A 22,164-nucleotide genomic window follows, 5' to 3' on the forward strand; every position below is an offset into this window, starting at 1 on the left:
TTTGGGTTGCTTATTCTACAACAAGAATTTTTACTTCCTGACCATCTTTTACGCTACGTGCGCCTTCATCAATTATTTCTTCTCCATTTCGAATTCCTGATAGTACTTCAATATAATTACCCTGGATTTTTCCAGTTTCAATAAACTCGCGTTTTACAGTTGCTTTGTTATCCACCTTATCAATAATGGTGTAAACATATTGTTGCCCTTCTGCATTTTCTGAAATGATACTTTGTGGAATTAAGATGGCATTGGGGTTGGTATAATCATTAATTTTAAGCTTTGCAGTTAGGTTTGGTTTTATGTCTAAATTTTTACTAGGAATTGCAATTTCAACTTTGAAAGATCGGTTTGCTGGATTAATAAAATTTCCTGCCTGACGCACTTTGGCATCAACTTCTTTTCCTAATACTGGAAATTCTACTTTAACTTCTTTTCCTTTTATAATATCTGATATGTAACGCTCTGGGACATCTGTTTCAATATACATGTCATCAAGATTTACAATTCTAAACAATTGAGATTGCCCCGGTGCCACAACACTTCCTTGCTCTGTAATTACATCGTCAATAGTGCCTGAGAATGGCGCGCGAACTATGGTTTTACCTATTTGTTGTTGTATTTGATTTACAGCTTCCTCTTGAGCTTCGTAATTGGATTTAGCCTGCAAATACTGTATTTCGCTACCAATTTTTTGGTCCCATAAACGGGCTTGCCTTTCAAAAGTTGTTTTTGCTAAAGCGGCCTGAATTTTTACTTGAGCCAATTGTTGGCTTAATCCGCCATCATCAATTTTAGCAAGCATTTGTCCTTTGCTAACGTTTTGCCCTTCTTTTACATAAACCTGTCTTAACACACCACCGTATTCGGCAGTAATAACAACGTTTTGTTTAGTGCTTACGTTTCCTTGTAATTCAACAAAATGATCAAAAACACTTTCTTCTGCCGTAAATGTGGTTATTAATGGCACTTTTTCTTGAGGATCGAGTTCTTTTATGGAATTGTCTAATTGTTTTAACTGCATTGAAATTTCTTGCGCTGTAGCATCAAGTTCTGCTTTCTTTTGTCTGATAAGTTCTAAATTGTTGGTTTCAATAATGTCTTCAACAGTTTTTTTCTTATCATTTCCGCAAGATGCAAGTAATAGAGAAGTTAATGCAAGAGAATATATATATTTCATTTTGATTGATTTTAGTAATTAATGGTGTTTAAAACGGTTTCTAATTCAGCTTTTTTATTAATAACATCCAACATCGCTTGAAGGAATTCTTGTTGAGAACTGTAAAGTTGAGTTTGTGCTTGTCTCAATTCGAAACTCGAACTAATACCTTCAAAAAATTTGGTTTGGTTTTTTTGCTCGATACGTTCGGCAAGATTTAAGTTTTTCTTTTTGTTTTCGTAATCTTCAATAGCAAACTGGTAATCACTTTTAGCCGCAGCTATTTCAAGTTTTATACGTTGCTCGGTTTCGGTTAAATCATCTTTAGCTTTTTCAAGATTTATTCTTGCACGTTGCGTTGATGCACTTCGCATGCCAGAACTAAAAATTGGAATACTCATGTTTATACCTACTAACGATGACCCAAACCAGTCTTGATCACTATCAGTGAATGTAAACGTATTGCTGAATGCCGAATACCCGCCGTTTATAAATGCTGAAAGTCGAGGTAAAGCTTTGCTCTTTTCGAGTTTTAACAAAAGTGATTTGGAGACCTCATCGTTTTTGGCAATTTTATAATCAATGGTGTTTTCAATGTTTCCTTCGCTTTCCAATAAATTAATGCTTATGTATTGTGCTGTAAGGTTTTCAAGCGCATCCGTTAAAAATGTTTTTGCATTTATATCTAAACCAAGAGTCATGTTTAGCATTTGATAAGCTAAAGTTTTTAATCTTTTAGTTTTATTTAAGTTACTCTCTACACCTGATAGTGTAATTTGTAATTGCTCCACACTTTCTTCTTCTTCTAGACCATTTTCATAAATTTTTGTTGTTTCGTCAAGATTTTTTTGAAGAATACTAATATTACGCTCTAATATTTTTACACTTTCTTCAGCCAAAAGCACATTGCCATAAGCATTAATTACAGCTTTTCTAACTTCTAAATCGGTCTTTTCTTTGGCGTTTTTAGAAATTTCTAGAAATACTTTGGCCGACTGAAGCCCAACTAAATAAGAACCATCAAAAATTAACTGATCTATTTTAGCAAAGGCCGTAACACTTTGTTTTGTTAAAAAAATTACTTCTGAAAACTCACCTTCGTTTCCTCCAAAAAATTCGGCAGGAATTAAAGAAACTTGTTGTTTTAAAAAATTTTGATAATCTATGTTTGCGCTAAGTTGTGGTAAACCTGTTGCGGTTGTTTCCCACTTTTGTTTCTCAGCTGCTTTAATATCTAAGGCTGCATTTTTAGCACTTCTGTTATTTTCTAAGGCAAAATCTATGGCTTCTTGTAATGAAAAACTTTGGCTGCTTTCTTGCGAAATCATTACAATGGAACATAGTAAACTAAAAAATAGTATTAGTTTTTTCTTCATTTTATGATTGATTTGATGTTAAGTAAGTGTTTAATATTTGTAATCCTTTGTCAGTAACTATGGCTCTTAAATGGTATTCTAAATAGCTTTCCATTAAATATTCCATGGTGTAAATTTCTAAAGGGAAAATGGTGTTGTCTTTAATTCCCGTCATGCCATTAAAGTACATTCTAGAAATAAAATCGACGTTAATATTAGATCTAAACAAGCCTGTGTCAATACCTTTTTGTAAGCTTGATTTTACAGAGTCATGCATTTTAGCAAATTGCTGAATTTTTAGAGCTTCGTATATTTTTGGGTAATATTTTTTAAGTTGAAATTGTGGGGAAGATTTTTCACTTTTTAAATGATGCATTACAAACATTTTAATGTCGTAAAGCTCTTCAATCGGGTTTTTTGATGCAAAACAAATACAATCAATACCATCACAAATGTTTTCAAAAAGGGTAAAAGTTACCGCTTCAACCAGTTTGGTTTTATTAGCAAAGTGCACGTAAATAGTTTTTTTCGAAATGCCCATTTCTTGAGCAATATCGTCCATTGTAACGCTTTTAAAGCCTAGTGTAAGGAACATTTCGGCTGTTTTTTCTATAATCTTTTCTCTCATAAGTGGTGCAAATATAACTTAGGAAACTACAAAAACAAAAAAAGTTTCCTAAGTTTTAATGTTTTTTTAACATATCCTAAACATTGTTGTTTTTAATTATGCTGAATTACTCTATTTTTGTTTGATGCTATCAATAGAAAAATACCAACAAGAGTTTACAGCTTACTTAAAAGCATACTCTACTGTAAAAGAGCCGAAAAATTTATACGAACCAATAGATTATATTTTAGCTTTAGGAGGCAAAAGGCTCAGACCAGTTTTAACGTTAATGACTACCGATGTTTTTAATGGCGACTATCAAGAAGCTTTAAATGCCGCTTTAAGTATTGAAGTTTTTCATAATTTTTCGTTAGTACATGATGATATTATGGACGATGCACCGTTAAGACGCGGACATAAAACTGTTCATGAAAAATGGGATGTAAATACAGGAATTTTATCTGGAGATGCCATGTTAATTATGGCTTATCAGTTATTTGAAAATTATGACGTGAATACCTTTCAAGCTTTAGCAAAGTTATTTAGTAAAACGGCTTTGGAAGTTTGTGAAGGTCAACAATATGATGTGGATTTTGAAACGCGAAACGATGTTACCATTCCGGAATATTTAAAAATGATAGAATACAAAACTGCAGTTTTAGTTGGTGCTGCTATGAAAATGGGAGCCATAATTGCAGGAGCTTCTATAGAAGACCAACATAGTATTTACGAGTTTGGTAAAAACCTTGGGATTGCTTTTCAACTACAAGACGATTATCTGGATGCTTTTGGCGACCCAAAAACGTTTGGAAAGCAAGTAGGAGGAGATATTATTGAAAACAAAAAGACCTATTTGTATTTAAAAGCGTTGGAGTTTTCAAATGACAATGATAAAGTAAAACTAGCCCAACTTTTTGCATCACATCCGCAAAATACTGATTCAAAAATTAAAGAAGCGAAAGCATTGTTTGTTGCTTCAGGTTCTGCAGAAGAAACAAAACAAGCTATTAAGAATTATACGAGTAATGCATTTAAAGTTTTAGAAACTTTAAATATTTCTGAAGAAAAAAAGATGCTGTTAAAAGCATTTGGTAATAATTTAATGAACAGAACCGTTTAATGCAGTTTCCTACAACTTTTAATGATTTAATTGAAGAAGCGAATCAATTAGACCTATACAAGAAATTAATTCAACAGTTAAATAAAGATTTGCTTTTGGCTAATATCGATTTAGATTTTCATGAAGAAATTCTTCCAACAAGCTTAAAACTTATGCTTCATGAAACTATTTATAAACTGATTCAAGAGAAATTTACCGAATACTTGAACTTGCTTTACATAATTGATGTATCAGAAAAGCAAGTGAAAGCTCTAGATGGAGACGATATGGTGAAGCTAGCAGAGGAGGTTTCTTTTTTAATTTTGAAACGTGAATGGCAAAAAGTTTGGTACAAGAACAAATTTAATTAAGACAAATTAGTCTTAATTAAAAATATTTTATATTTTTGTATCATATTAATACATTATATGTTTTCTAAAGCTTGCGAATACGGTATAAAAGCATCAATTTTTATTGCTATCAATTCTTATGAAAGTAAGCTTGTTAGCCCTAAAGAAATAGCAAAGGAAATAGATTCTCCGCAAGCATTTACTGCTAAAATTTTACAGGCCTTAGTAAAACATGATATTGTAAATTCCATAAAAGGTGCTTATGGTGGATTTGAAATTGATAAAAATAAAATCGCTAAAGTTAAACTGGCTCAAATTGTAAATGCTATTGATGGCGATGCTATCTATAATGGCTGTGGTTTGGGTTTACATAAATGTGATGAGGCACATCCTTGTCCTGTGCACGATAAGTTTAAAAGTGTAAGAGAAGAGTTAAAATTTATGCTAGAGAATACGAGTTTAGAAGAATTAGCACTTAACATTAAGTCTGGGGCTTCATTTTTAAAGGTCTAAAAAAATTTGAATATAAATAGGATAAAATTATCCGAATTAAATAATTAGTTATGGTAACAATACAAAAAGATTCAGAAAAACAAATTGGGCAATTTGTAGCCGAAGATTATAGAACAGCAGCAGTTTTTTCTAAGTATAAAATAGATTTTTGCTGCAATGGGAATAGAACGATTCAAGAAACTTGCGAAAAAAAAGGAATTGATAGCAATGATTTATTAGATGAGCTGCAAAGCGTTTTAAGTAATAAAGGTGAACAATCAATAGATTACAAATCGTGGCCATTAGATTTATTAGCTGATTATATTGAAAAAAAACACCATCGATATGTAGAAGAAAAAATTCCTGTATTGCGTCAGTTTTTAGATAAACTATGTCGCGTACATGGGGAGCGCCATCCAGAATTATTAAAAATAAACCAACTTTTTACAGCATCGGCAGGTGAGTTGGCAGCACATATGAAAAAAGAAGAATTGATTCTATTTCCGTTTGTTAAGAAAATGGTATCTGCAACATTAAACACAGTGACTGTAGCGGCGCCTCAATTTGGGACAGTTAAGAACCCAATTGAAGTGATGATGCAAGAACATGATAATGAAGGTGAACGTTTTAGAGAAATAGCTGCATTGACTGATAATTATAATCCACCAGCTGATGCATGTAATACGTATCGCGTAACCTTTGCCATGTTAGAAGAATTTGAAAAAGATTTGCACTTACATATCCATTTAGAAAATAACATTTTATTCCCTAAGGCCATAAAACTAGAGCAACAATTTAGTTAATAGCATTAATTTTGTTCGCAGAATTAATCTAGTTTTATAAATCCTAAAATTCCAGAAAGGGTAACTTTTCTGGAATTTTTAATTATATTTTAAAATATTCAAAATATTTTGCTATCAGATTTTTTAAAGTTGTTGTTTTTTGCTTTAATTCATTTGCATTTACTACATCTTTAATTTCTGTTATTTCTTCTAAAATGGGCACAAGAACCACATGGAGTTGGTCGTGTGCTTCTCCTTTCATATCGCAACTTTTTATAATATAACTGGTTTCTTTTGAAAGTGCATCACCCAATAAATTACCATCTGAAGTTGTATTACTTTCCAAAATGGAATCCATACGCTGCATACCAATATGTGTTTCTTTGTTAGCTATCCATTTTTCACCGTTATTTAAAATGAGCTCTAAATTATCTGCTGTTGAAATAGCTTCAGTTTTCGTTTCGTTTTTGCAACCTAAAGTGGTTATAAAAATGAGTATTAAAGTTAAGGTTATTGTTTTCATCTGTTAAAATTATAAAACCAATTAATGCCTCAAAAATCTTTTCTTTTCGATTTAAGTACTATTCTAATTACTGGCAATGCTACCCAAATTAATAAAGCAAAAAGAGAAATAATAAGCCCAAAGTTGGTGCCGAAAAATTGCTTAAATACGGCGCCAGTATAACCTAATAACGCTGAAATATCTAACTTTAAAAGAATGAGTGTTCTTGATAAATCTATAGGGTTTAGCATTGTACCGATTAATGAAACTTTATCGAGTGGGTAATCTTCAAACAGTATAAGCGACATTAAAAATAACCCGTCATATATAATGGCTAAGAATAACCACATAAGTATGGCATAACCAAAACCTTTAATTCTATTTTCATTAGAAAGTGCAATGTTAAACGCCAAAGCACTAAAAATGAAGGTTAAAAACATACCAACAATTAATAATAATGAAAAGTCCCAAATGGCGTTAGATTTGAATAAACCATAAGCAATAAAAGGAAGTCCTAAACCTAGAATTAAACTCATAGACAAAGAGATGGCCACACCTAAATATTGTCCTAAGAAAATAGAAGATCGCTTTAAGGGTTGAGCTAATAATAACTCGGTAAATTCTTTTGAGTTATAATAGTACATAACACCAAAAATAGTACCGATAAGTGGAACCAATACAATTATGACATTCATTAGTGTTATTACCGCTTTAGATAAATCGTTATTAAGAAATAAGAGCACAATACCTAATAGCAAATAAAATGCAAAATAGACATAGCTCCAACTGCTTCGCATTAAATCAAAAAAGCTGTATTTTAAAATTTTAAACATGGTTTTCGGTTAATATGTTAGCAATAGCATGCTCAAAATCTTGTTGTTTTGTTTTCGTCTTCAATTCAGAAATACTGCCTTTAAAGTACATTTTACCTTCTAGAATAAAAACAATTTCGTCTGCAACTTCTTCTACAAAACTCATAATATGAGATGTAATTATAATGGTTTTACCTTTTGCTTTTTCCGCTTGGATTAATTCTTTTAGGCGTATTAATGAAATGGGGTCTAAACCAGTAGTTGGTTCATCTAGAATTATAATAGGGCTATTAAACATAAAGGTTAAAACAATATTTACTTTTTGTTTAGTACCACCAGATAAAGTACCTAGCTTTTTGTTAAGAAAAGGTTCAAGTTTAAATGTTTCGATTAAATCTTTATCCACTTCAGTATGGCCTCTTAAGTCTTTAATCATTTTGATTAATTCATTAACTTTTAGATTACTTGGAAAATTAGCAATCTGAGGTAAATAATCTATTTTATGTCTGTAATCTGAGTTGTTCTTAATATTTGATTCAAAGACTTTGATGGTTCCTTCATCTGGAATCACCATGCCAAGAATAGTTTTTATAATCGTCGTTTTTCCTGAACCGTTAGGGCCAAGAACTGCAAAAATACCACCTTCTTTAATTGAAAGATTGATACCATTAAGCACATCATTTTTGCCAAATTTTTTATATAAATTGGTTATTTCTACCATGTAACCAGTGTCATTAAAGGTTGATTGTCAATAAGATTTTCTGGTGTGAAAACCGGTGATACTTTTTCAGAAAAATCTATAATATCTATAAAAAGACTGCGCAATAATACAATGCTTTCCGGAGTCCTATTTACCAAGTATGAAAATAATTTAACAGGTCTGTATGGGATGTCTCCAATACCATTTTTATCTAAATCATAACCAGTATAATTACTCCAATAGTTATTTTCAAACTTGTTGCTATTTAAGTTTCCTGAATAGGATAAATCAAAAGAATTGTACAAGAAATTATTTTTTGAATAGATATTATCATAACAAGCACCATGAACTTTTATAGCATATCCATTATTTTTAAAGGTGTTTGCTGTGTACGTTATGCGATTGGTACCATCGGCATTAATGCCAATCGTGTTGTCTTCAAAAATATTATGTTTTAATTCGGCATCATTGATTTCTTTTAGTAAGATCCCATAGGATGCTGTCCCCCAATTTTTTTTAAAAACATTGTTGAACATTTTTATTTTTTTCGAAAACATTACTGCGACTCCGGCACCATTAGCTTCAAATGTGTTGTTTTCATAGGTGTTCTCATTAGAGAACATAAAATGCAATCCGTAGCGCATATTTCCAGTAGAGTAATTGTTTGAGATATAACTGTTACTCCCAAATTCTAAGTATATCCCGTCACGCATACGTCTAACATCATTATTAGTAATGTTTACATTTTCACAATGCCAGAGGTGAATGGCATTGCCGGAATCTGCTTCTGCCTTTCCTTCACCAGAAATAGTATTATTGTGCACCAATCCATCTTTAGATTTTTGAATTAAAAAACCAAAAAATGCATTTTCTACAGTAATATTTTCAATTACAAAATCATAGGACTTAAAGAGTAAAATAGCAGCGTACTCTTTGGTATAGCTAATTTCGATATTTTTAATTATTAAGTTTTTAATAACAATATCGGTGGCTTCAACTGAAAAGCCATAACCATTTTGTTGTGTGTCTATTATTGTGCCCTCCTCACCAGTAATATGAAGTGATTTTTTGTAGATAATTATGTTAGATTCTTTATAGAGACCCTTTTTAATGAAAATATGGTCTCCACTTTTCGAGCTATCAACTGCCGTTTGTATGCGGTTAAAATCACAACCTGCTTCGCAAACTGTAATTGTTTTTGCTGCTGCAAAATAAGTTGTGATTAAAAACAACAGAATACAAAGGCGTATTTTCATACTACGAATTTAGTTTAACTTTTTAAAAATACCATTCCAATCATAAAATTGTGCGGAACCATCATTGATAATTGATTTTGCTTCCTCTAAGGAATCAAAACCCGTAAGATTAGCTCCCATAGGACTGGTAATTTGTTCACTTATGGCATAACTTGCAGATTTAGCATCTGTCATAACACCTGGTTTACGATAATTCGTAATTAGTAAATTACTATTTTCAATAAGATCTTGTTTGTCTTCTAAAAACCGAATCATACACTCAATGGCGTCAAACTTAAATTGTTTGCCTTTTTGCGTAACCATTTGGGCTGCGTGTGTTTTTGTTACTATTGTCATTTTACAATACTGACACATGTCTGTCCCATAATTAATTGGCTCAGGTTTTTTACTGCATGCTAGCACTGAACAAAAGATTAATAAAAGGCAAAAACGTTTCATGCTTTTAAAGATTTTACTTTTTTATTTCCCATCCAAAAGGCAACAAAAGTTAAAAACATACCGAACCCCATCATGTAGGCACCAATACTTGGATACGAATGTGCTACGAAGTTAAGAATATGTTTTGTGCCAAATAATGGCGGTTTATAACTTAGTGGATTACCATCTGCATCTGTCATTTTCATTATGGCTTTAGGGTCTAAATTAGTTCCGTAATCTATCATCCAAGCATTAAAATCGTACATACCCAGAATACCTAAAACACACATTAATATTAACCAAGCTAAAAACCATTTAGGTGAGATACTTTTAAACAAACCTAATAAACCAATTATGATTCCTAAAATAGCCATCCCTCCAATAACCTTTGGGAAAGTACTAAATTCCCACATTTCATCGGCTTTTGGAAGTTTACGCATACCAATATAATGGTTAAGACCATCAATATTTTGTAAATCATGTTTTTCTTTTCCTTGAAGTCCATCGAGATGTATATTCATACCTATACCACTCGGGTATTGCGGTGCTTCTAACTCTATACTCCATAAGGGAAATACAAATAGCCCCAGTAAAAGCGCAGAGCCTATTATCATTATTATACTTGCAGATTTCATATAACTTTAATTTAAAGAAATGGGCGAGTTATCTCTACTCGCCCAAATTTGAGTTAAATAACATTTTTTAACACTAAAACTATTTAACTACTTCCTTATTATTCATCATCCAATGTATACTTTATAGGTGTGTTAGAATTAGCGGCAGATACTCTAATATATCCTTGCATCTCTTGGTGTAATGCAGAACAAAAATCTGTACAATAGAATGGCCATACACCTTCGCGCTTTGGTTCCCAAATGATTGTTTTGGTTTGCCCTGGCATTACTAAAATTTCAGAAGTATTGGCACCTATAATTGAGAATCCGTGTGGTACATCAAAATCTTGTTCTAAGTTAGTCATGTGCAAGTAGACTTTGTCGCCAACTTTAACACCTTCTATATTATCGGGTGAGAAGTGACTACGAATCATGGTCATACTTATATGAACTTCTTTACCATTACGAGTAACTGTAGCTTCGCTTTCGCTTTTAGCAGCATATGGATGCTCATTTTCTGATAACTCATAGTACTTTTTGCTTTTCTCTTTTATAAGGTCGGCTCTAATACCAGCCGCATAGTGAGGTTCACCATGAGTTGGAAAATCAGAAAGTAATTCCATTTTATCTCCAGAAATATCATATAACTGTGCAGAGTGCTCTAACTCTGGTCCAGTTGGTAAGTAACGGTCTTTGGTTATTTTATTCATCGCTACCATATATTTACCAAATGGTTTTCTAGAATTTCCTCCAGGAATCATTAAATGCCCTACGGAATAGAATGTAGGTTGTCTATCTAATATTTCCCAAGTACCTAATTTCCATTTTACCACTTCAGATGAAATAAAGAAGGTTGTATATGCATTTCCTTTTCCATCAAACTCAGTGTGTAAAGGACCTAAACCTGGTTGTTTTACAACTCCAGCAATGGTGTTTTCATAGCTTAAAACAGGAATGCCGTAAGCATCAGCTACAAAATCCTTGTTTTCTATGGCTTTAAGAACTTTTTCAAATGAATACACACTCAAATCTGTAGATAATTTTCCACTACCAATAATATATTCACCGGAAGGATCAACATCGCATCCATGTGGTGATTTTGGAATAGGAATATAGAAAACAGCACCTTCAACTTCTACTGGGTTTATAGAAATCACACCTTCTTTCATGGTAGATGTAGCAGTGTGTGTTTTTTCATCATAAACATTATGTGCATAAGTACCAGCAACTTTTTTGCCACCACCGTTTTTTACATATTCTACAACTTTTTTCCAATTTACAGCTGCGATATAATCTTTATCATTTTGAGAGGCATTTACTTCCATAAGCGTGTTTGCCTCTTCAGTGTTATAACTTGTAAAGAAGAACCAACCATGAGATTTATTTCGTCCTGGATGTGCTAAATCATAGTTAAAACCAGGCATGTTTAATTGAAATTCTAAATTCATTCTGCCATTATCTGCAATACTTACAAATGAAAGGGGTCCTTTAAATTGTCCCTTCATTTCACTTATAGGCATATCACGCTGTGGGTTAGGAACCGCAAAACGAGTTCCGGCAACGATATATTCAGTATTTTCAGTTACAAATGAAGAGGCATGATTACCAGCACTATTTGGTAGCTCTATAATTTCTTCAGTTTCAAAAGTTTCTAAACTAATACGCGCGATACGTGGCGTGTTATTTTCATTGATAAAAATCCATCGCCCATCTAATTCACCATTGGTCTGCGAAATATCTGGATGGTGAGCATCTCCCCAAGGTACAAAACCAAAAGAAGTATTTAACATAGGTTTGGTTTCTTCAGAATATCCGTAACCAGAAGTTGGAAATTGAGAAAATACAGGAATTTCCTTTAACATGCGTCCACTTGGAAGACCAGCGACAGTAATGTTACCACTATAACCTCCTGAAAAGAAAGCATAGTACTCATCATGTTCACCTGGTGCCACATATACTTTTTCAGCTTTGCTTGATGACATGGCGCCAGAGTTACTATTACTATTGTTATTGCCACAATTTGTCATTAAGATAAGTGCAGCAACACCCAATAAATATTTACCTATTGTATTCATATAATTTAGATTTTATTAGTTGTTTTTTAATCTTTCGGGAGGATAACATCTTCTGTAACATGTACCCATCCATTACTTACGTTAACAGTTCCAATAATTTTAACACCATCTACATAAATATCTCCATCTTTCTCAGTAACCTCTAGGTACTTACCAGAAGCCATATAAAGTTTTCTATTTTTCACTGCATTTTTCTTAAGTGTTTCAATTGGATAATTTGCAGGCGCGACATGATGTGTTAGAATAAAAGCTAGTTTACTTTTATTTTCAGGCTTAAGTAAATCGTTAAGCGTTGCCTCATCTATTTTAGCAAATCCCGCATTATTGGGCGCAAAAACTGTTAATGGGCCAACATTTACTAACGCATTTTCTACTTCTGCGGCTTGTACTGCAGCGACCAAAGTTGAGTGATCTTTCGATGCAATTGCCAATTGCAGTGCATTTGGAGTGCCTCCTTCGTCCTCAATGAAAGCTTGTCCAGTTTTTTCGTTGGATGCTTCATTAGTGGTCGTGTCATTTGAATTTTCAGCTGTTTTGGCATTGTTATTACAAGCAATAAAGCATACTGAAAGGACAATTAATAATAATGATTTGATTAGTGTTTTCATTGGTTTGTATTTAGTTATAATTGAGGTCTAGAGTGTTCTAAAATATTCTAAAACGGCTCTAGCATCTTCTTCTGATAAATTTTGGTTTGCCATGGGAGATCCATTAAATTCAATTAATAAGGCTTTGGCCAGCGGATCTTTTTGAACCATTTCGTCAGGATTTAGAATCATATTCATAACCCATTCTGGAGCTCTTCGATTCAAAATGTCTTTTGGAGATGGACCTATAAATTTTTTGTCTGGTCTGTGGCAAGCGGTACACATTTTTTTAAAAACATCGGCACCATGGGCTGCCATTTCTTGATCCACTGCATCTAAAGTCAATGACTTAATAGGCCCAATGCCTTTATTGCTTAAGTCAACTTGTTTAGAAGCAGGAACTGCGGATTCAGTGGTTTTGGTTTGTTCTGTTGAAGCTTTCTTTTCATAAGAAAAACCTTCTTTCTTCTTTTCTTCTTTTCCACCACAACCTATTAATATGATGGCAAATAGAATGGCAAATAGTTTTAGTGTAGTTTTCATTTATCAAATTTTTAATTTGTAGGATGAAATTGCCAACAATTATAGATACTGAAATTTAAATGTATTGCAGACAGTTTCATTTTTACGGTTTTAATAAAACAAAACTATGTAGTAATCAAATTATATAATATGATAAAAATCATATTTAAGACAAAAACATCTTTTTTATTTTAACCTTTATTTTACTAATATTGAATATGATTTCAAATTCTTCAAAATATGCCATAAAAGCACTACTGTATTTGGCAACACACTCAAGTATCGATAATAAAATTATGGTGAAAGATATTGCGAAGCCTATAAACGTTCCGAAGGCTTATATAGCGAAGCTATTACAGCAATTAGTTAGAGAAAATTTGATTTCTTCTGCGCGAGGGCCAAAAGGTGGATTTTATCTGGATGAAGACAATTTGAACAAAACAGTAATTAATATAATAAGCGTAATTGATGGTGAAGATAATTTGAATTCTTGTATGTTAAGTTTAAATGAATGTAATGAAAATAAACCCTGTCCGTTACATTATGTGTTGAGCGCTTCAAGAAATAAAATTATAAAAACACTAAATAATAAAACTATAAATGAGCTGGCTTTAGAAGTAAAGTTGGGAAAAGCATTTTTGCCACTTTAAAAATAAAACCTAACAAATGGCGCCCAAGGATTGGCATAAATACTTCTTTCATCATCGTATAAAACATCATATCTCACGCCAAATGTAACGTTTCCGCTTCGGTAACCTGCCCCGAAATACAATGCAGGAATCCAATAGTTGTCGTTAGAAATATTCAAATTATTATCATAGCGACGGTTAACATTTAATTGTTCAAATTCTGTTGAAATTTGAATACTTTGAATAGGATTAAATAACCCTATTAAACTTCCACCTAAAATTGTAGACTTGTAGGCATTCTTTTGACTATTAAACGTAGCATTTAGCCCGATTCCTAACGAAACATTTTGGTCTATATCATAAATTGCGCTTGGTGCAATGGTGGCACTGAAAAATTCGTTAGCAAAATTGAGACCTAATCCACCACCAAATCTTACGTGGTTCCAAAAATCGCTTTTTGATTCTTGTGCGAATATTAATTGGTTACTAAATAATGCTAGAATTGATAGAACTATAACCTTTTCGTAAATCGAAAGAATTAACTTCATGCTTTAATAATTTGATAAAAATTTAACGAATAATTGAATTTTTTATTAATCGTGATCTTCATGATTATAAATATAGTTAAAGAAACATCAAGTTTTAGTAAAAGTTGTATTTTTGCCTCATATTTTGACTAACCTACATGGGAATATAAAATACAATGGATAAATTTTCATTTTTAAACGCGGCACATACAGCATTTTTTGCCGATTTATACGAGCAATATCAACAAAACCCAGACGCCGTAGAACCTAGTTGGCGAGCCTTTTTTCAAGGGTATGATTTTGGAAGTGAAAACTACGGATTAGAAGGCGAGATAATTGAAGGTGTTTCTACTCAAATACCAGAACAAGTTCAAAAAGAGTTTAACGTAGTAAAGCTTATCGATGGATACAGAATGCGAGGACATTTGTTTACCAAAACAAATCCTGTTCGAGACCGTAGAACATACTCACCAACTTTAGATATTAGCAATTTCGGACTTACGGAACAAGACCTAGATACCGTTTTTAATGCCGGAGAAATTTTAGGAATTGGTGCGAAAAATTTACGCGAAATTATTGAACATTTAGAGCGTATTTACTGCAGTTCAATTGGTATTGAATATATGTACTTGCGAAACCCAGAGGTTATTAAATGGTGGCAAGACCAACTGAATAAAAATGATAATCAGCCAAATTTTTCGGCTGAAACTAAAAAATATATTCTTTCAAAACTTAACCAAGCCGTAACTTTTGAAAACTTTTTGCAAACCAAATATGTAGGACAAAAACGCTTTTCATTAGAAGGAGGCGAGTCATTAATTCCAGCTTTAAGTAATGTTCTTTTTTATGCTGTTGAACGATATGGTGTGAAAGAATGTGTGTTAGGAATGGCACATAGAGGACGTTTAAGTACACTTGTTAATATATTTAGAAAACCAGTAAATGAATTATTTAGCGAGTTTGATGGTAAAGATTTTGAAGACGAAAATATAGATGGCGATGTAAAATACCATTTGGGCTTAACACTTGATAAAACTTACCAAAACGGTAAAAATATCAAGATGAATTTAGTGCCGAACCCGTCGCATTTAGAAACAGTTGCACCTGTAGCCGAAGGGATTACAAGAGCCAAAATAGATAGTGATTACAATGGCGATGACTCTAAAATCATTCCAATTATTGTGCATGGTGATGCTGCTATTGCGGGCCAGGGAGTGGTGTACGAAGTGGCTCAAATGAGCCAATTAAATGGTTACAAAACAGGAGGAACGATTCATATTGTTGTAAACAATCAAATTGGTTTTACTACAAATTATCTTGATGCACGTTCTAGTACCTATTGTACGGATGTAGCAAAAGTAACTTTGTCTCCAGTATTGCATGTTAATTCTGATGATGCTGAAGCTGTTGTACATGCTGTTGAATTGGCATTAGAGTATAGAATGCGTTACAAAAAAGATGTGTATATTGATTTATTAGGTTACAGAAAATATGGTCATAATGAAGGAGATGAACCTAGATTTACACAACCTAAACTATATAAAAACATAGCAAAGCATCCTAATCCGTTTAAAATTTATGTTGATAAGCTCATAGCTGAAAATACCATTGACAAAGCATATGCAGAAAAAATAGTAGAAGAGTTTAAGGGTACCTTAGAAAGAGAATATGAAATTGCTAAAAAAGCCGATTCTTCTAAGGTAAGAGAGTTTATGCAAGAACGCTGGACAGGTTTTGAACGCAAAGGACTTGATGCCATTCTAAAAAAAGAAGACACAGCTTATGCTAAAGATAAATTAGAACATATTTCTAAAGTGGTTTCTACAGTTCCTAAAGGAGTTAAATTTGTTCGTAAAGCTGAAAGAATTCTTGATGGACGTGCGAAAATGGTTTTTGAATCTGACACTTTAGATTGGGGAATGGCTGAAACTTTAGCTTATGGAAGTTTATTAGAAGAAGGTTTTAACGTGCGTATTTCAGGGCAAGATGTTGAGCGCGGGACTTTTAGCCACAGACACGCTATTTTGCGTGACGAGATTTCAGAAGATCGTATCAATTTATTAAATACGAACCCTGAAAACAAAGGTGAAATGTACATTTTCAATTCATTTTTGTCCGAGTATGGTGTGCTAGGTTTCGATTATGGTTATGCCATGGCAAACCCGAATACGCTAACCATATGGGAAGCGCAATTTGGTGATTTTAGTAACGGTGCTCAAATTATTTTCGATCAGTATTTATCAGCGGCAGAAGATAAATGGAAATCTCAAAACGGTATTGTTGTTTTATTACCACATGGATATGAGGGGCAAGGTTCAGAGCATTCTTCAGCAAGAATGGAACGTTTTCTTCAATTGTGTGGAAACGATAATATGATTGTGGCCGATTGTACAACTCCTGCAAACTTTTTCCATCTATTACGCCGTCAAATGAAACGCAATTTTAGAAAACCTTTAATTGTTTTCACACCTAAAAGTTTATTACGTCATCCTAAAGCGGTTTCTTCAATTAAAGACCTCGCTTCAGGACAATTTAATGAGGTTATTGACGATGACATAAATCCTAAAAATGTCAAAAAACTAGTATTCTGTACAGGTAAATTCTATTATGATTTGCTTGCTGAAAGAGAAGAATCTGCTCGCGATGATGTTGCATTAGTTAGAATAGAACAATTATTCCCACTTCATCTTGAAAAAATTCAAGAAGTGATTGACAAGTATCCAAATGTTAAAAAGTATATTTGGGCACAAGAAGAACCGAAAAACATGGGTGCTTGGAGTCACATGTTACAACGAATGGATTTAGTAAAATTAGAAGTATGTTCAAGACCATACAATTCTGTTCCAGCTCCAGGTTCTGGAACAAGAGATAAAAGAAGACAAAAACGCGTAATAAACGCAGTGTTTGATAAAGAATAACAAAAGATTACAATTTAAGATACCATTAAAATTATAGAAAATGATTTTAGAAATGAAAGTGCCTTCACCAGGTGAATCTATTACAGAAGTAGAAATAGCAACATGGTTAGTTGAAGATGGCGATTATGTAGAAAAAGATCAAGCCATTGCTGAGGTAGATAGCGATAAAGCAACCCTTGAGTTGCCTGCCGAGGCTAACGGAATAATCACTCTTAAAGCCGAAGAAGGTGATGCTGTTGCTGTTGGTGCAGTAGTATGTTTAATTGATACGAGTGCAGAAAAACCGGAAGGAAGTGATGCGCCTCAAACAGAAGAAAAGAAATCTGAAGCGCCAAAAGCTGAAACTCCAAAAGCACCAGCTGAAGCTAAAACGTATGCAACGGGAACGGCAAGTCCTGCTGCTAAAAAGATTTTAGCTGAAAAAGGAATGGATGTGAGTGCAATTTCTGGAACAGGGAAAGATGGTAGAATAACTAAGGATGATGCTGTTAAGGCTGTGCCTTCTATGGGAACACCTACAGGTGGTAATAGAGGAACTTCGCGAACTAAAATGTCTATGCTTCGTCGTAAAGTTGCTGAACGATTAGTTGAGGCTAAAAATACAACGGCGATGCTTACTACTTTTAATGAAGTAGATATGTCTCCTATTTTTGCACTAAGAAGTGAATATAAAGAGACCTTTAAAACCAAACATGGTGTAAGTTTAGGCTTCATGAGTTTCTTTACCTTAGCTATTGTTAGAGCTTTAAAAATGTATCCCGCGGTAAATTCTATGATTGATGGGAAAGAAATGCTTTCATATGATTTCTGCGATATAAGTATTGCTGTTTCCGGACCAAAAGGATTAATGGTACCCGTTATTAGAAATGCTGAAAACTTAAGTTTTAGAGGTGTAGAATCTGAAGTAAAACGACTAGCGCTTCGTGCAAGAGACGGACAAATTACCGTTGATGAAATGACTGGAGGCACCTTTACAATTACAAACGGTGGTGTGTTTGGTAGTATGTTATCTACGCCAATTATTAACCCACCTCAAAGTGGTATTTTAGGTATGCATAACATTGTAGAACGTCCTGTAGCTATTGATGGTAAAGTTGAAATAAGACCTATTATGTATGTTGCTCTTTCTTACGACCATAGAATTATTGATGGAAAAGAAAGTGTTGGCTTTTTAGTGGCTGTTAAAGAGGCATTAGAAAACCCAATAGAATTACTAATGGATAATGATGTTAAAAAAGCATTAGAATTGTAAAGTAATTATTCAATATAAATAAAAAAAGGTGTTACAAATTTTGTAACACCTTTTTTATTTTAATAGGATTATAGGACTAAGACTAACTAAATAAAGAACATAATAATGTTTACGATAATTACTATCACAACTAAAGCGGTTAATCCAATGATTAGATATTTGTTTATGACATTATTTTCTTTTTCCATTTGAGACTTTAACATGGTTTTGGAATTAAGTTAAAAATAAAAACTCTGCACCATTACAGTGCAGAGCACCTAAAAAATTCTCTCTCAAAAGAATTAATTAATAGCACTATAAATATACGGCGTATTGTCTTACAAAAAAATACGCACTTCTACGTATTTTTATCGATTATAAAAACTATATAAAAGCAGGAGGCTCTAAATTCTAAGAATCCAGAGCCTCCAAATAATTCTCCCTAAGAACTAATTAATAGCACTGTAAAGATAATTAAAATTACACGTATAAAAAATACGCACTTCTACGTATTTTGTAAAAAATCTTTATTAACGTTGGCCCAAATAGACAATGAAGTTGGTTTTTTGTCTAACTCAAGTTTATGCACAATGTTACTGCGGTGTTTGTCCACAGTTCGTACTGAGATTGATAATTCATCGGCAATTTCTTGACTTGTTTTGCTTTCAGAAATCAGTTTAACTATCTTTAATTCAGATTTTGTTAAACATTCAAGCGTTTCTGGTTTTTTATTAATATTACTTACGTTTAGGTATGATGCTATCTCTTCACTAAAATAGGGTTTACCATTAACAACATTACTAATACAATTTTCAATTTCTTCTACAGCGAACTCCTTTAAAATATATCCGTAAACATTAAAGGCTTTGGCTTGATCGTAAAGTTCTTCTTCTTTATCAAAAGTAATTAGAATAACTTTTGTTGGGATGTTATTTTTTTTACAAGCTTCAGCAATTTCTAATCCTGTTTTATAAGGCATTCTTATATCAAGAATGGCAATTTCAGGTTTAAGTTTTACAATTAAATTGTAGGCTGCGTTTCCATCTTCTGCACTACCAATAATATTATAGCCTTTAGATGTTAAAAAGTCTGTTAGACCTCGTAACATTAAAGGATGGTCATCAGCAATAACAATGGATGTACTCATAATAACTTTGGAGAGAGAATTTACTATTAATTAATATTTACAGTTTTAAATATAGATATTTCTTTTCGTAATCTATAATAGCTTTAGCTTTTTTTAAAATATCTGCTCCTATAATGCCATCAACAGGTTTAGAATTGTGGTTTATAAGTGCTGTATTAACATGGGTAAGATTAAACAAAACCAAAACAACTTTGTTGCTGCTCCATTTTCCAATCTTCACTATATTTTTTTTCGATGTTTTAGTTTCCATATCAATGGCTCCTGCACCTGCCGCTTTAATTAATGAATCTTCTGCTTGAAGTTTAAATGTTTCAATGCCTTCAAATCCAACGCAAGAACTCGATGCACCAGTATCTAAAATAAATAATCCTTTCTTACCATTTATAGTCGCTTTTATTTCAAAATGATTTGTTTTGGTAAGATGTAATTTAATTTTAGTATAATCTTTTTGCTCCAAAAATTGTTGCAATGTTTCCATCTCTTAAGTTTTTATCAAATATAATCCTATAAAACAATTATTTTTACCAAATAGTTTAATATAAAATTTCGAATTTGATTATAACTGATACTCACACCCATTTATATAGTGAAGCATTTGACGAAGATAGAGACGACATGATTAATCGTGCAATTGCTTTAGGCATTTCAAGATTTTTTATACCAGCTATTGATTCATCGTATACAGATGCTATGTTAAGGCTGGAGCAAAAGTATCCTGAACAAATTTTTTTAATGATGGGGTTGCATCCAACGCACGTTAAAGATGATTTTCAAGAGGAGTTAAAACATGTTGAAGAGATGCTCTCGAATCGAAAATTTTATGCAGTAGGTGAAATAGGAATTGATTTATATTGGGACAAATCCACCTTAGAAATCCAAAAAAAAGCATTCAAACTTCAAATTCAGATGGCTAAGACATATAAATTACCAATAGTTATTCATTGTAGAGAAGCGTTCGATGAGATATTTGAAGTTTTAGAAACAGAAAGAAGCGCTGATTTATTTGGTATATTTCATTGCTTTACTGGTAACTTAGAACAGGCTCATAAAGCTATTTCATTTAATATGAAACTTGGCATTGGAGGGGTTGCAACCTTTAAAAATGGTAAAATTGATCAGTTTTTAAAGCAAATAGATTTAAAACATATTGTTTTAGAAACTGATGCGCCTTATTTGGCACCAGTACCTTACAGAGGTAAGCGAAATGAAAGTGGTTATATTATAAAGGTATTGGAAAAATTATCGGAACTTTATCAATTGCCACAGGATACAATAGCAGAAATAACAACGAAAAACTCAAAAGATGTTTTTAAAATTTAAACTAAAATGAAACCCAAAACAAGCATTCTGCTTATTTACACAGGAGGAACTATTGGTATGGTTAAGGATTTTAAAACCGGATCATTAAAAGCATTTAACTTTAAAAATCTTTTAGATAGTATTCCCGAGTTGAAATTGTTAGATTGTAAAATTGATACGGTTTCTTTCAAAGAACCAATTGATTCAAGTAATATGAACCCGAAAAATTGGTTGCAAATTGCTGAATTAATAGAGGTTAATTATGAAAACTTTGATGGTTTCGTGGTACTTCATGGTAGTGATACTATGAGCTATACTGCCTCAGCCTTAAGTTTTATGTTGGAAAACTTAGCAAAACCAGTTATTCTTACAGGTTCACAACTTCCTATCGGTGATTTACGAACGGATGCAAAAGAAAATTTAATTACTTCAATTCAATTGGCATCATTACAAAAGAAAAACAGACCGGTTATTAAAGAGGTTGGTTTATATTTTGAATACAAATTATATAGAGGAAATAGAACTATAAAATTAAATGCTGAACATTTTCAGGCATTTGCATCATTTAATTATCCAGAATTGGCAGAATCTGGTGTTCATCTCAAAATTAATCACGAATATTTATTTAAACCTAACCTTAAGAAGAAATTTAAAGTCAATAAAAGATTAGACAATAATATTGCAGTTATAAGATTGTTTCCAGGAATTTCTAAAAGTGTTTTAGTAAGCATATTAAACACTAAAAACTTAAAAGCAATAATAATTGAAACTTTTGGTGCTGGAAATTGTACTACAGAAAAATGGTTTATTAATCTAATAAAAGATTCCATTTTAAAAGGAATACATGTCATAAATATTACGCAATGTGCTGGTGGAAGTGTCATTATGGGGCACTATGAAACGAGCACTGCATTGAAAAAGATAGGCGTCATTTCTGGTAAAGATCTTACAACGGAAGCAGCTGTAGCCAAATTAATGTATTTTTTAGGGGATAATATTTCTAGTAACACCTTCAAAACCAAATATGAAGCTCCTGTTTGCGGAGAAATGCATTAAAATTAACGCGTAAAATTTTAACCTTCAA

The 22,164-nt window shown here is 32.6% G+C and carries 24 protein-coding genes; 9 read left to right on the plus strand and 15 right to left on the minus strand.

Translation table 11 applies throughout. The features are described from left to right. Positions 1-10: 10 nt before the first annotated feature. Genes BUA46_RS08200 through BUA46_RS08210 form a run of 3 tightly spaced genes read right to left on the minus strand, consistent with a single transcriptional unit; the run spans position 11 to position 3,142 of the window. Positions 11-1,180: an efflux RND transporter periplasmic adaptor subunit gene (locus BUA46_RS08200; RefSeq protein WP_019386738.1), complete on the minus strand. Its 1,170-nt coding sequence runs from the start codon at positions 1,178-1,180 to the stop codon at positions 11-13. Positions 1,181-1,191: 11 nt separating this feature from the next. Further along, entirely contained in the window at positions 1,192-2,535 is a 1,344-nt protein-coding gene (locus BUA46_RS08205; RefSeq protein ID WP_026009958.1) for a TolC family protein, read from the minus strand. 1 nt (position 2,536) lies between these two features. Next, positions 2,537-3,142 (minus strand): TetR/AcrR family transcriptional regulator, encoded by a 606-nt coding sequence (locus BUA46_RS08210; protein ID WP_019386736.1) that lies wholly within the window; start codon positions 3,140-3,142, stop codon positions 2,537-2,539. 124 nt (positions 3,143-3,266) lie between these two features. Between BUA46_RS08210 and BUA46_RS08215 the strand changes: the two genes are divergently transcribed. The 4 genes from BUA46_RS08215 to ric are packed head-to-tail and all read left to right on the plus strand — an operon-like array spanning position 3,267 to position 5,865. Next, positions 3,267-4,241 (plus strand): polyprenyl synthetase family protein, encoded by a 975-nt coding sequence (locus BUA46_RS08215; protein WP_019386735.1) that lies wholly within the window; start codon positions 3,267-3,269, stop codon positions 4,239-4,241. Beyond that, a complete protein-coding gene (locus BUA46_RS08220) occupies positions 4,241-4,591 on the plus strand; it encodes a hypothetical protein (protein WP_019386734.1) in 351 nt (116 codons plus the stop codon). Before BUA46_RS08215 ends, BUA46_RS08220 begins: the two co-directional genes overlap by 1 nt. A 57-nt stretch (positions 4,592-4,648) precedes the next feature. Then, positions 4,649-5,083 (plus strand): RrF2 family transcriptional regulator, encoded by a 435-nt coding sequence (locus BUA46_RS08225; RefSeq protein ID WP_019386733.1) that lies wholly within the window; start codon positions 4,649-4,651, stop codon positions 5,081-5,083. Between the two features lie 50 nt (positions 5,084-5,133). After that, a complete protein-coding gene (ric, locus tag BUA46_RS08230) occupies positions 5,134-5,865 on the plus strand; it encodes an iron-sulfur cluster repair di-iron protein (RefSeq protein WP_019386732.1) in 732 nt (243 codons plus the stop codon). Between the two features lie 82 nt (positions 5,866-5,947). On the opposite strand, the gene BUA46_RS08235 is transcribed toward ric, so the two are convergent. The 9 genes from BUA46_RS08235 to BUA46_RS08275 all read right to left on the minus strand — a co-directional run bounded on the left by BUA46_RS08235 (position 5,948) and on the right by BUA46_RS08275 (position 13,350). Then, positions 5,948-6,367, minus strand: coding sequence for a hypothetical protein (locus tag BUA46_RS08235; protein WP_019386731.1), 420 nt, complete (start codon positions 6,365-6,367; stop codon positions 5,948-5,950). A 29-nt stretch (positions 6,368-6,396) separates the two neighbouring features. Then, a complete protein-coding gene (locus tag BUA46_RS08240) occupies positions 6,397-7,179 on the minus strand; it encodes a nitrous-oxide metabolic protein NosY (protein ID WP_019386730.1) in 783 nt (260 codons plus the stop codon). Beyond that, positions 7,172-7,879 (minus strand): ABC transporter ATP-binding protein, encoded by a 708-nt coding sequence (locus BUA46_RS08245; protein ID WP_019386729.1) that lies wholly within the window; start codon positions 7,877-7,879, stop codon positions 7,172-7,174. The genes BUA46_RS08240 and BUA46_RS08245 overlap by 8 nt, the downstream gene beginning before the upstream one ends. Further along, the gene (locus BUA46_RS08250; protein ID WP_026009957.1) at positions 7,873-9,114 is read right to left on the minus strand and encodes a nitrous oxide reductase family maturation protein NosD; all 1,242 of its coding nucleotides are present in this window, start codon (positions 9,112-9,114) and stop codon (positions 7,873-7,875) included. The genes BUA46_RS08245 and BUA46_RS08250 overlap by 7 nt, the downstream gene beginning before the upstream one ends. Before the next feature lie 9 nt (positions 9,115-9,123). After that, positions 9,124-9,552 (minus strand): nitrous oxide reductase accessory protein NosL, encoded by a 429-nt coding sequence (locus tag BUA46_RS08255; RefSeq protein ID WP_019386727.1) that lies wholly within the window; start codon positions 9,550-9,552, stop codon positions 9,124-9,126. Continuing rightward, positions 9,549-10,166: a hypothetical protein gene (locus tag BUA46_RS08260; protein WP_026009956.1), complete on the minus strand. Its 618-nt coding sequence runs from the start codon at positions 10,164-10,166 to the stop codon at positions 9,549-9,551. The genes BUA46_RS08255 and BUA46_RS08260 overlap by 4 nt, the downstream gene beginning before the upstream one ends. A gap of 98 nt (positions 10,167-10,264) precedes the next feature. Then, positions 10,265-12,220: a Sec-dependent nitrous-oxide reductase gene (nosZ, locus tag BUA46_RS08265; protein ID WP_019386725.1), complete on the minus strand. Its 1,956-nt coding sequence runs from the start codon at positions 12,218-12,220 to the stop codon at positions 10,265-10,267. A 26-nt stretch (positions 12,221-12,246) separates the two neighbouring features. After that, positions 12,247-12,828: a fasciclin domain-containing protein gene (locus BUA46_RS08270; RefSeq protein ID WP_019386724.1), complete on the minus strand. Its 582-nt coding sequence runs from the start codon at positions 12,826-12,828 to the stop codon at positions 12,247-12,249. 27 nt (positions 12,829-12,855) lie between these two features. Further along, positions 12,856-13,350, minus strand: a complete 495-nt coding sequence (locus tag BUA46_RS08275; RefSeq protein ID WP_019386723.1) for a c-type cytochrome — start codon at positions 13,348-13,350, stop codon at positions 12,856-12,858. Between the two features lie 197 nt (positions 13,351-13,547). Here BUA46_RS08275 and BUA46_RS08280 point away from each other — a divergent pair, with 197 nt between their 5' ends. Beyond that, the gene (locus tag BUA46_RS08280; RefSeq protein WP_019386722.1) at positions 13,548-13,979 is read left to right on the plus strand and encodes an RrF2 family transcriptional regulator; all 432 of its coding nucleotides are present in this window, start codon (positions 13,548-13,550) and stop codon (positions 13,977-13,979) included. On the opposite strand, the gene BUA46_RS08285 is transcribed toward BUA46_RS08280, so the two are convergent. Beyond that, positions 13,976-14,506 (minus strand): hypothetical protein, encoded by a 531-nt coding sequence (locus tag BUA46_RS08285; protein WP_019386721.1) that lies wholly within the window; start codon positions 14,504-14,506, stop codon positions 13,976-13,978. The two genes, BUA46_RS08280 and BUA46_RS08285, sit on opposite strands and share 4 nt — an antisense overlap. Before the next feature lie 155 nt (positions 14,507-14,661). Between BUA46_RS08285 and BUA46_RS08290 the strand changes: the two genes are divergently transcribed. Further along, on the plus strand, positions 14,662-17,403 hold the full coding sequence (locus tag BUA46_RS08290) for a 2-oxoglutarate dehydrogenase E1 component (protein WP_019386720.1): 2,742 nt from the start codon (positions 14,662-14,664) through the stop codon (positions 17,401-17,403). A gap of 40 nt (positions 17,404-17,443) precedes the next feature. Beyond that, the gene (gene odhB, locus BUA46_RS08295; RefSeq protein WP_019386719.1) at positions 17,444-18,655 is read left to right on the plus strand and encodes a 2-oxoglutarate dehydrogenase complex dihydrolipoyllysine-residue succinyltransferase; all 1,212 of its coding nucleotides are present in this window, start codon (positions 17,444-17,446) and stop codon (positions 18,653-18,655) included. Positions 18,656-19,139: 484 nt separating this feature from the next. Here the strand turns inward: odhB and BUA46_RS08300 are convergent, their stop codons facing one another. Both BUA46_RS08300 and BUA46_RS08305 read right to left on the minus strand, forming a co-directional pair. Then, the gene (locus BUA46_RS08300) at positions 19,140-19,781 is read right to left on the minus strand and encodes a response regulator (RefSeq protein WP_019386718.1); all 642 of its coding nucleotides are present in this window, start codon (positions 19,779-19,781) and stop codon (positions 19,140-19,142) included. 37 nt (positions 19,782-19,818) lie between these two features. After that, positions 19,819-20,259 carry a retropepsin-like aspartic protease family protein gene (locus BUA46_RS08305; RefSeq protein WP_019386717.1) on the minus strand — a complete coding sequence of 147 codons (441 nt, stop codon included), beginning with the start codon at positions 20,257-20,259 and terminating at the stop codon, positions 19,819-19,821. 74 nt (positions 20,260-20,333) lie between these two features. Here BUA46_RS08305 and BUA46_RS08310 point away from each other — a divergent pair, with 74 nt between their 5' ends. Further along, positions 20,334-21,101, plus strand: coding sequence for a TatD family hydrolase (locus tag BUA46_RS08310; RefSeq protein WP_019386716.1), 768 nt, complete (start codon positions 20,334-20,336; stop codon positions 21,099-21,101). Positions 21,102-21,107: 6 nt separating this feature from the next. Next, entirely contained in the window at positions 21,108-22,136 is a 1,029-nt protein-coding gene (locus BUA46_RS08315) for an asparaginase (protein WP_019386715.1), read from the plus strand. The last annotated feature ends 28 nt before the right edge of the window (positions 22,137-22,164 follow it).

Origin of the sequence: Algibacter luteus (assembly GCF_900141715.1) — a bacterium.
Taxonomy (GTDB): domain Bacteria; phylum Bacteroidota; class Bacteroidia; order Flavobacteriales; family Flavobacteriaceae; genus Arenitalea; species Arenitalea lutea.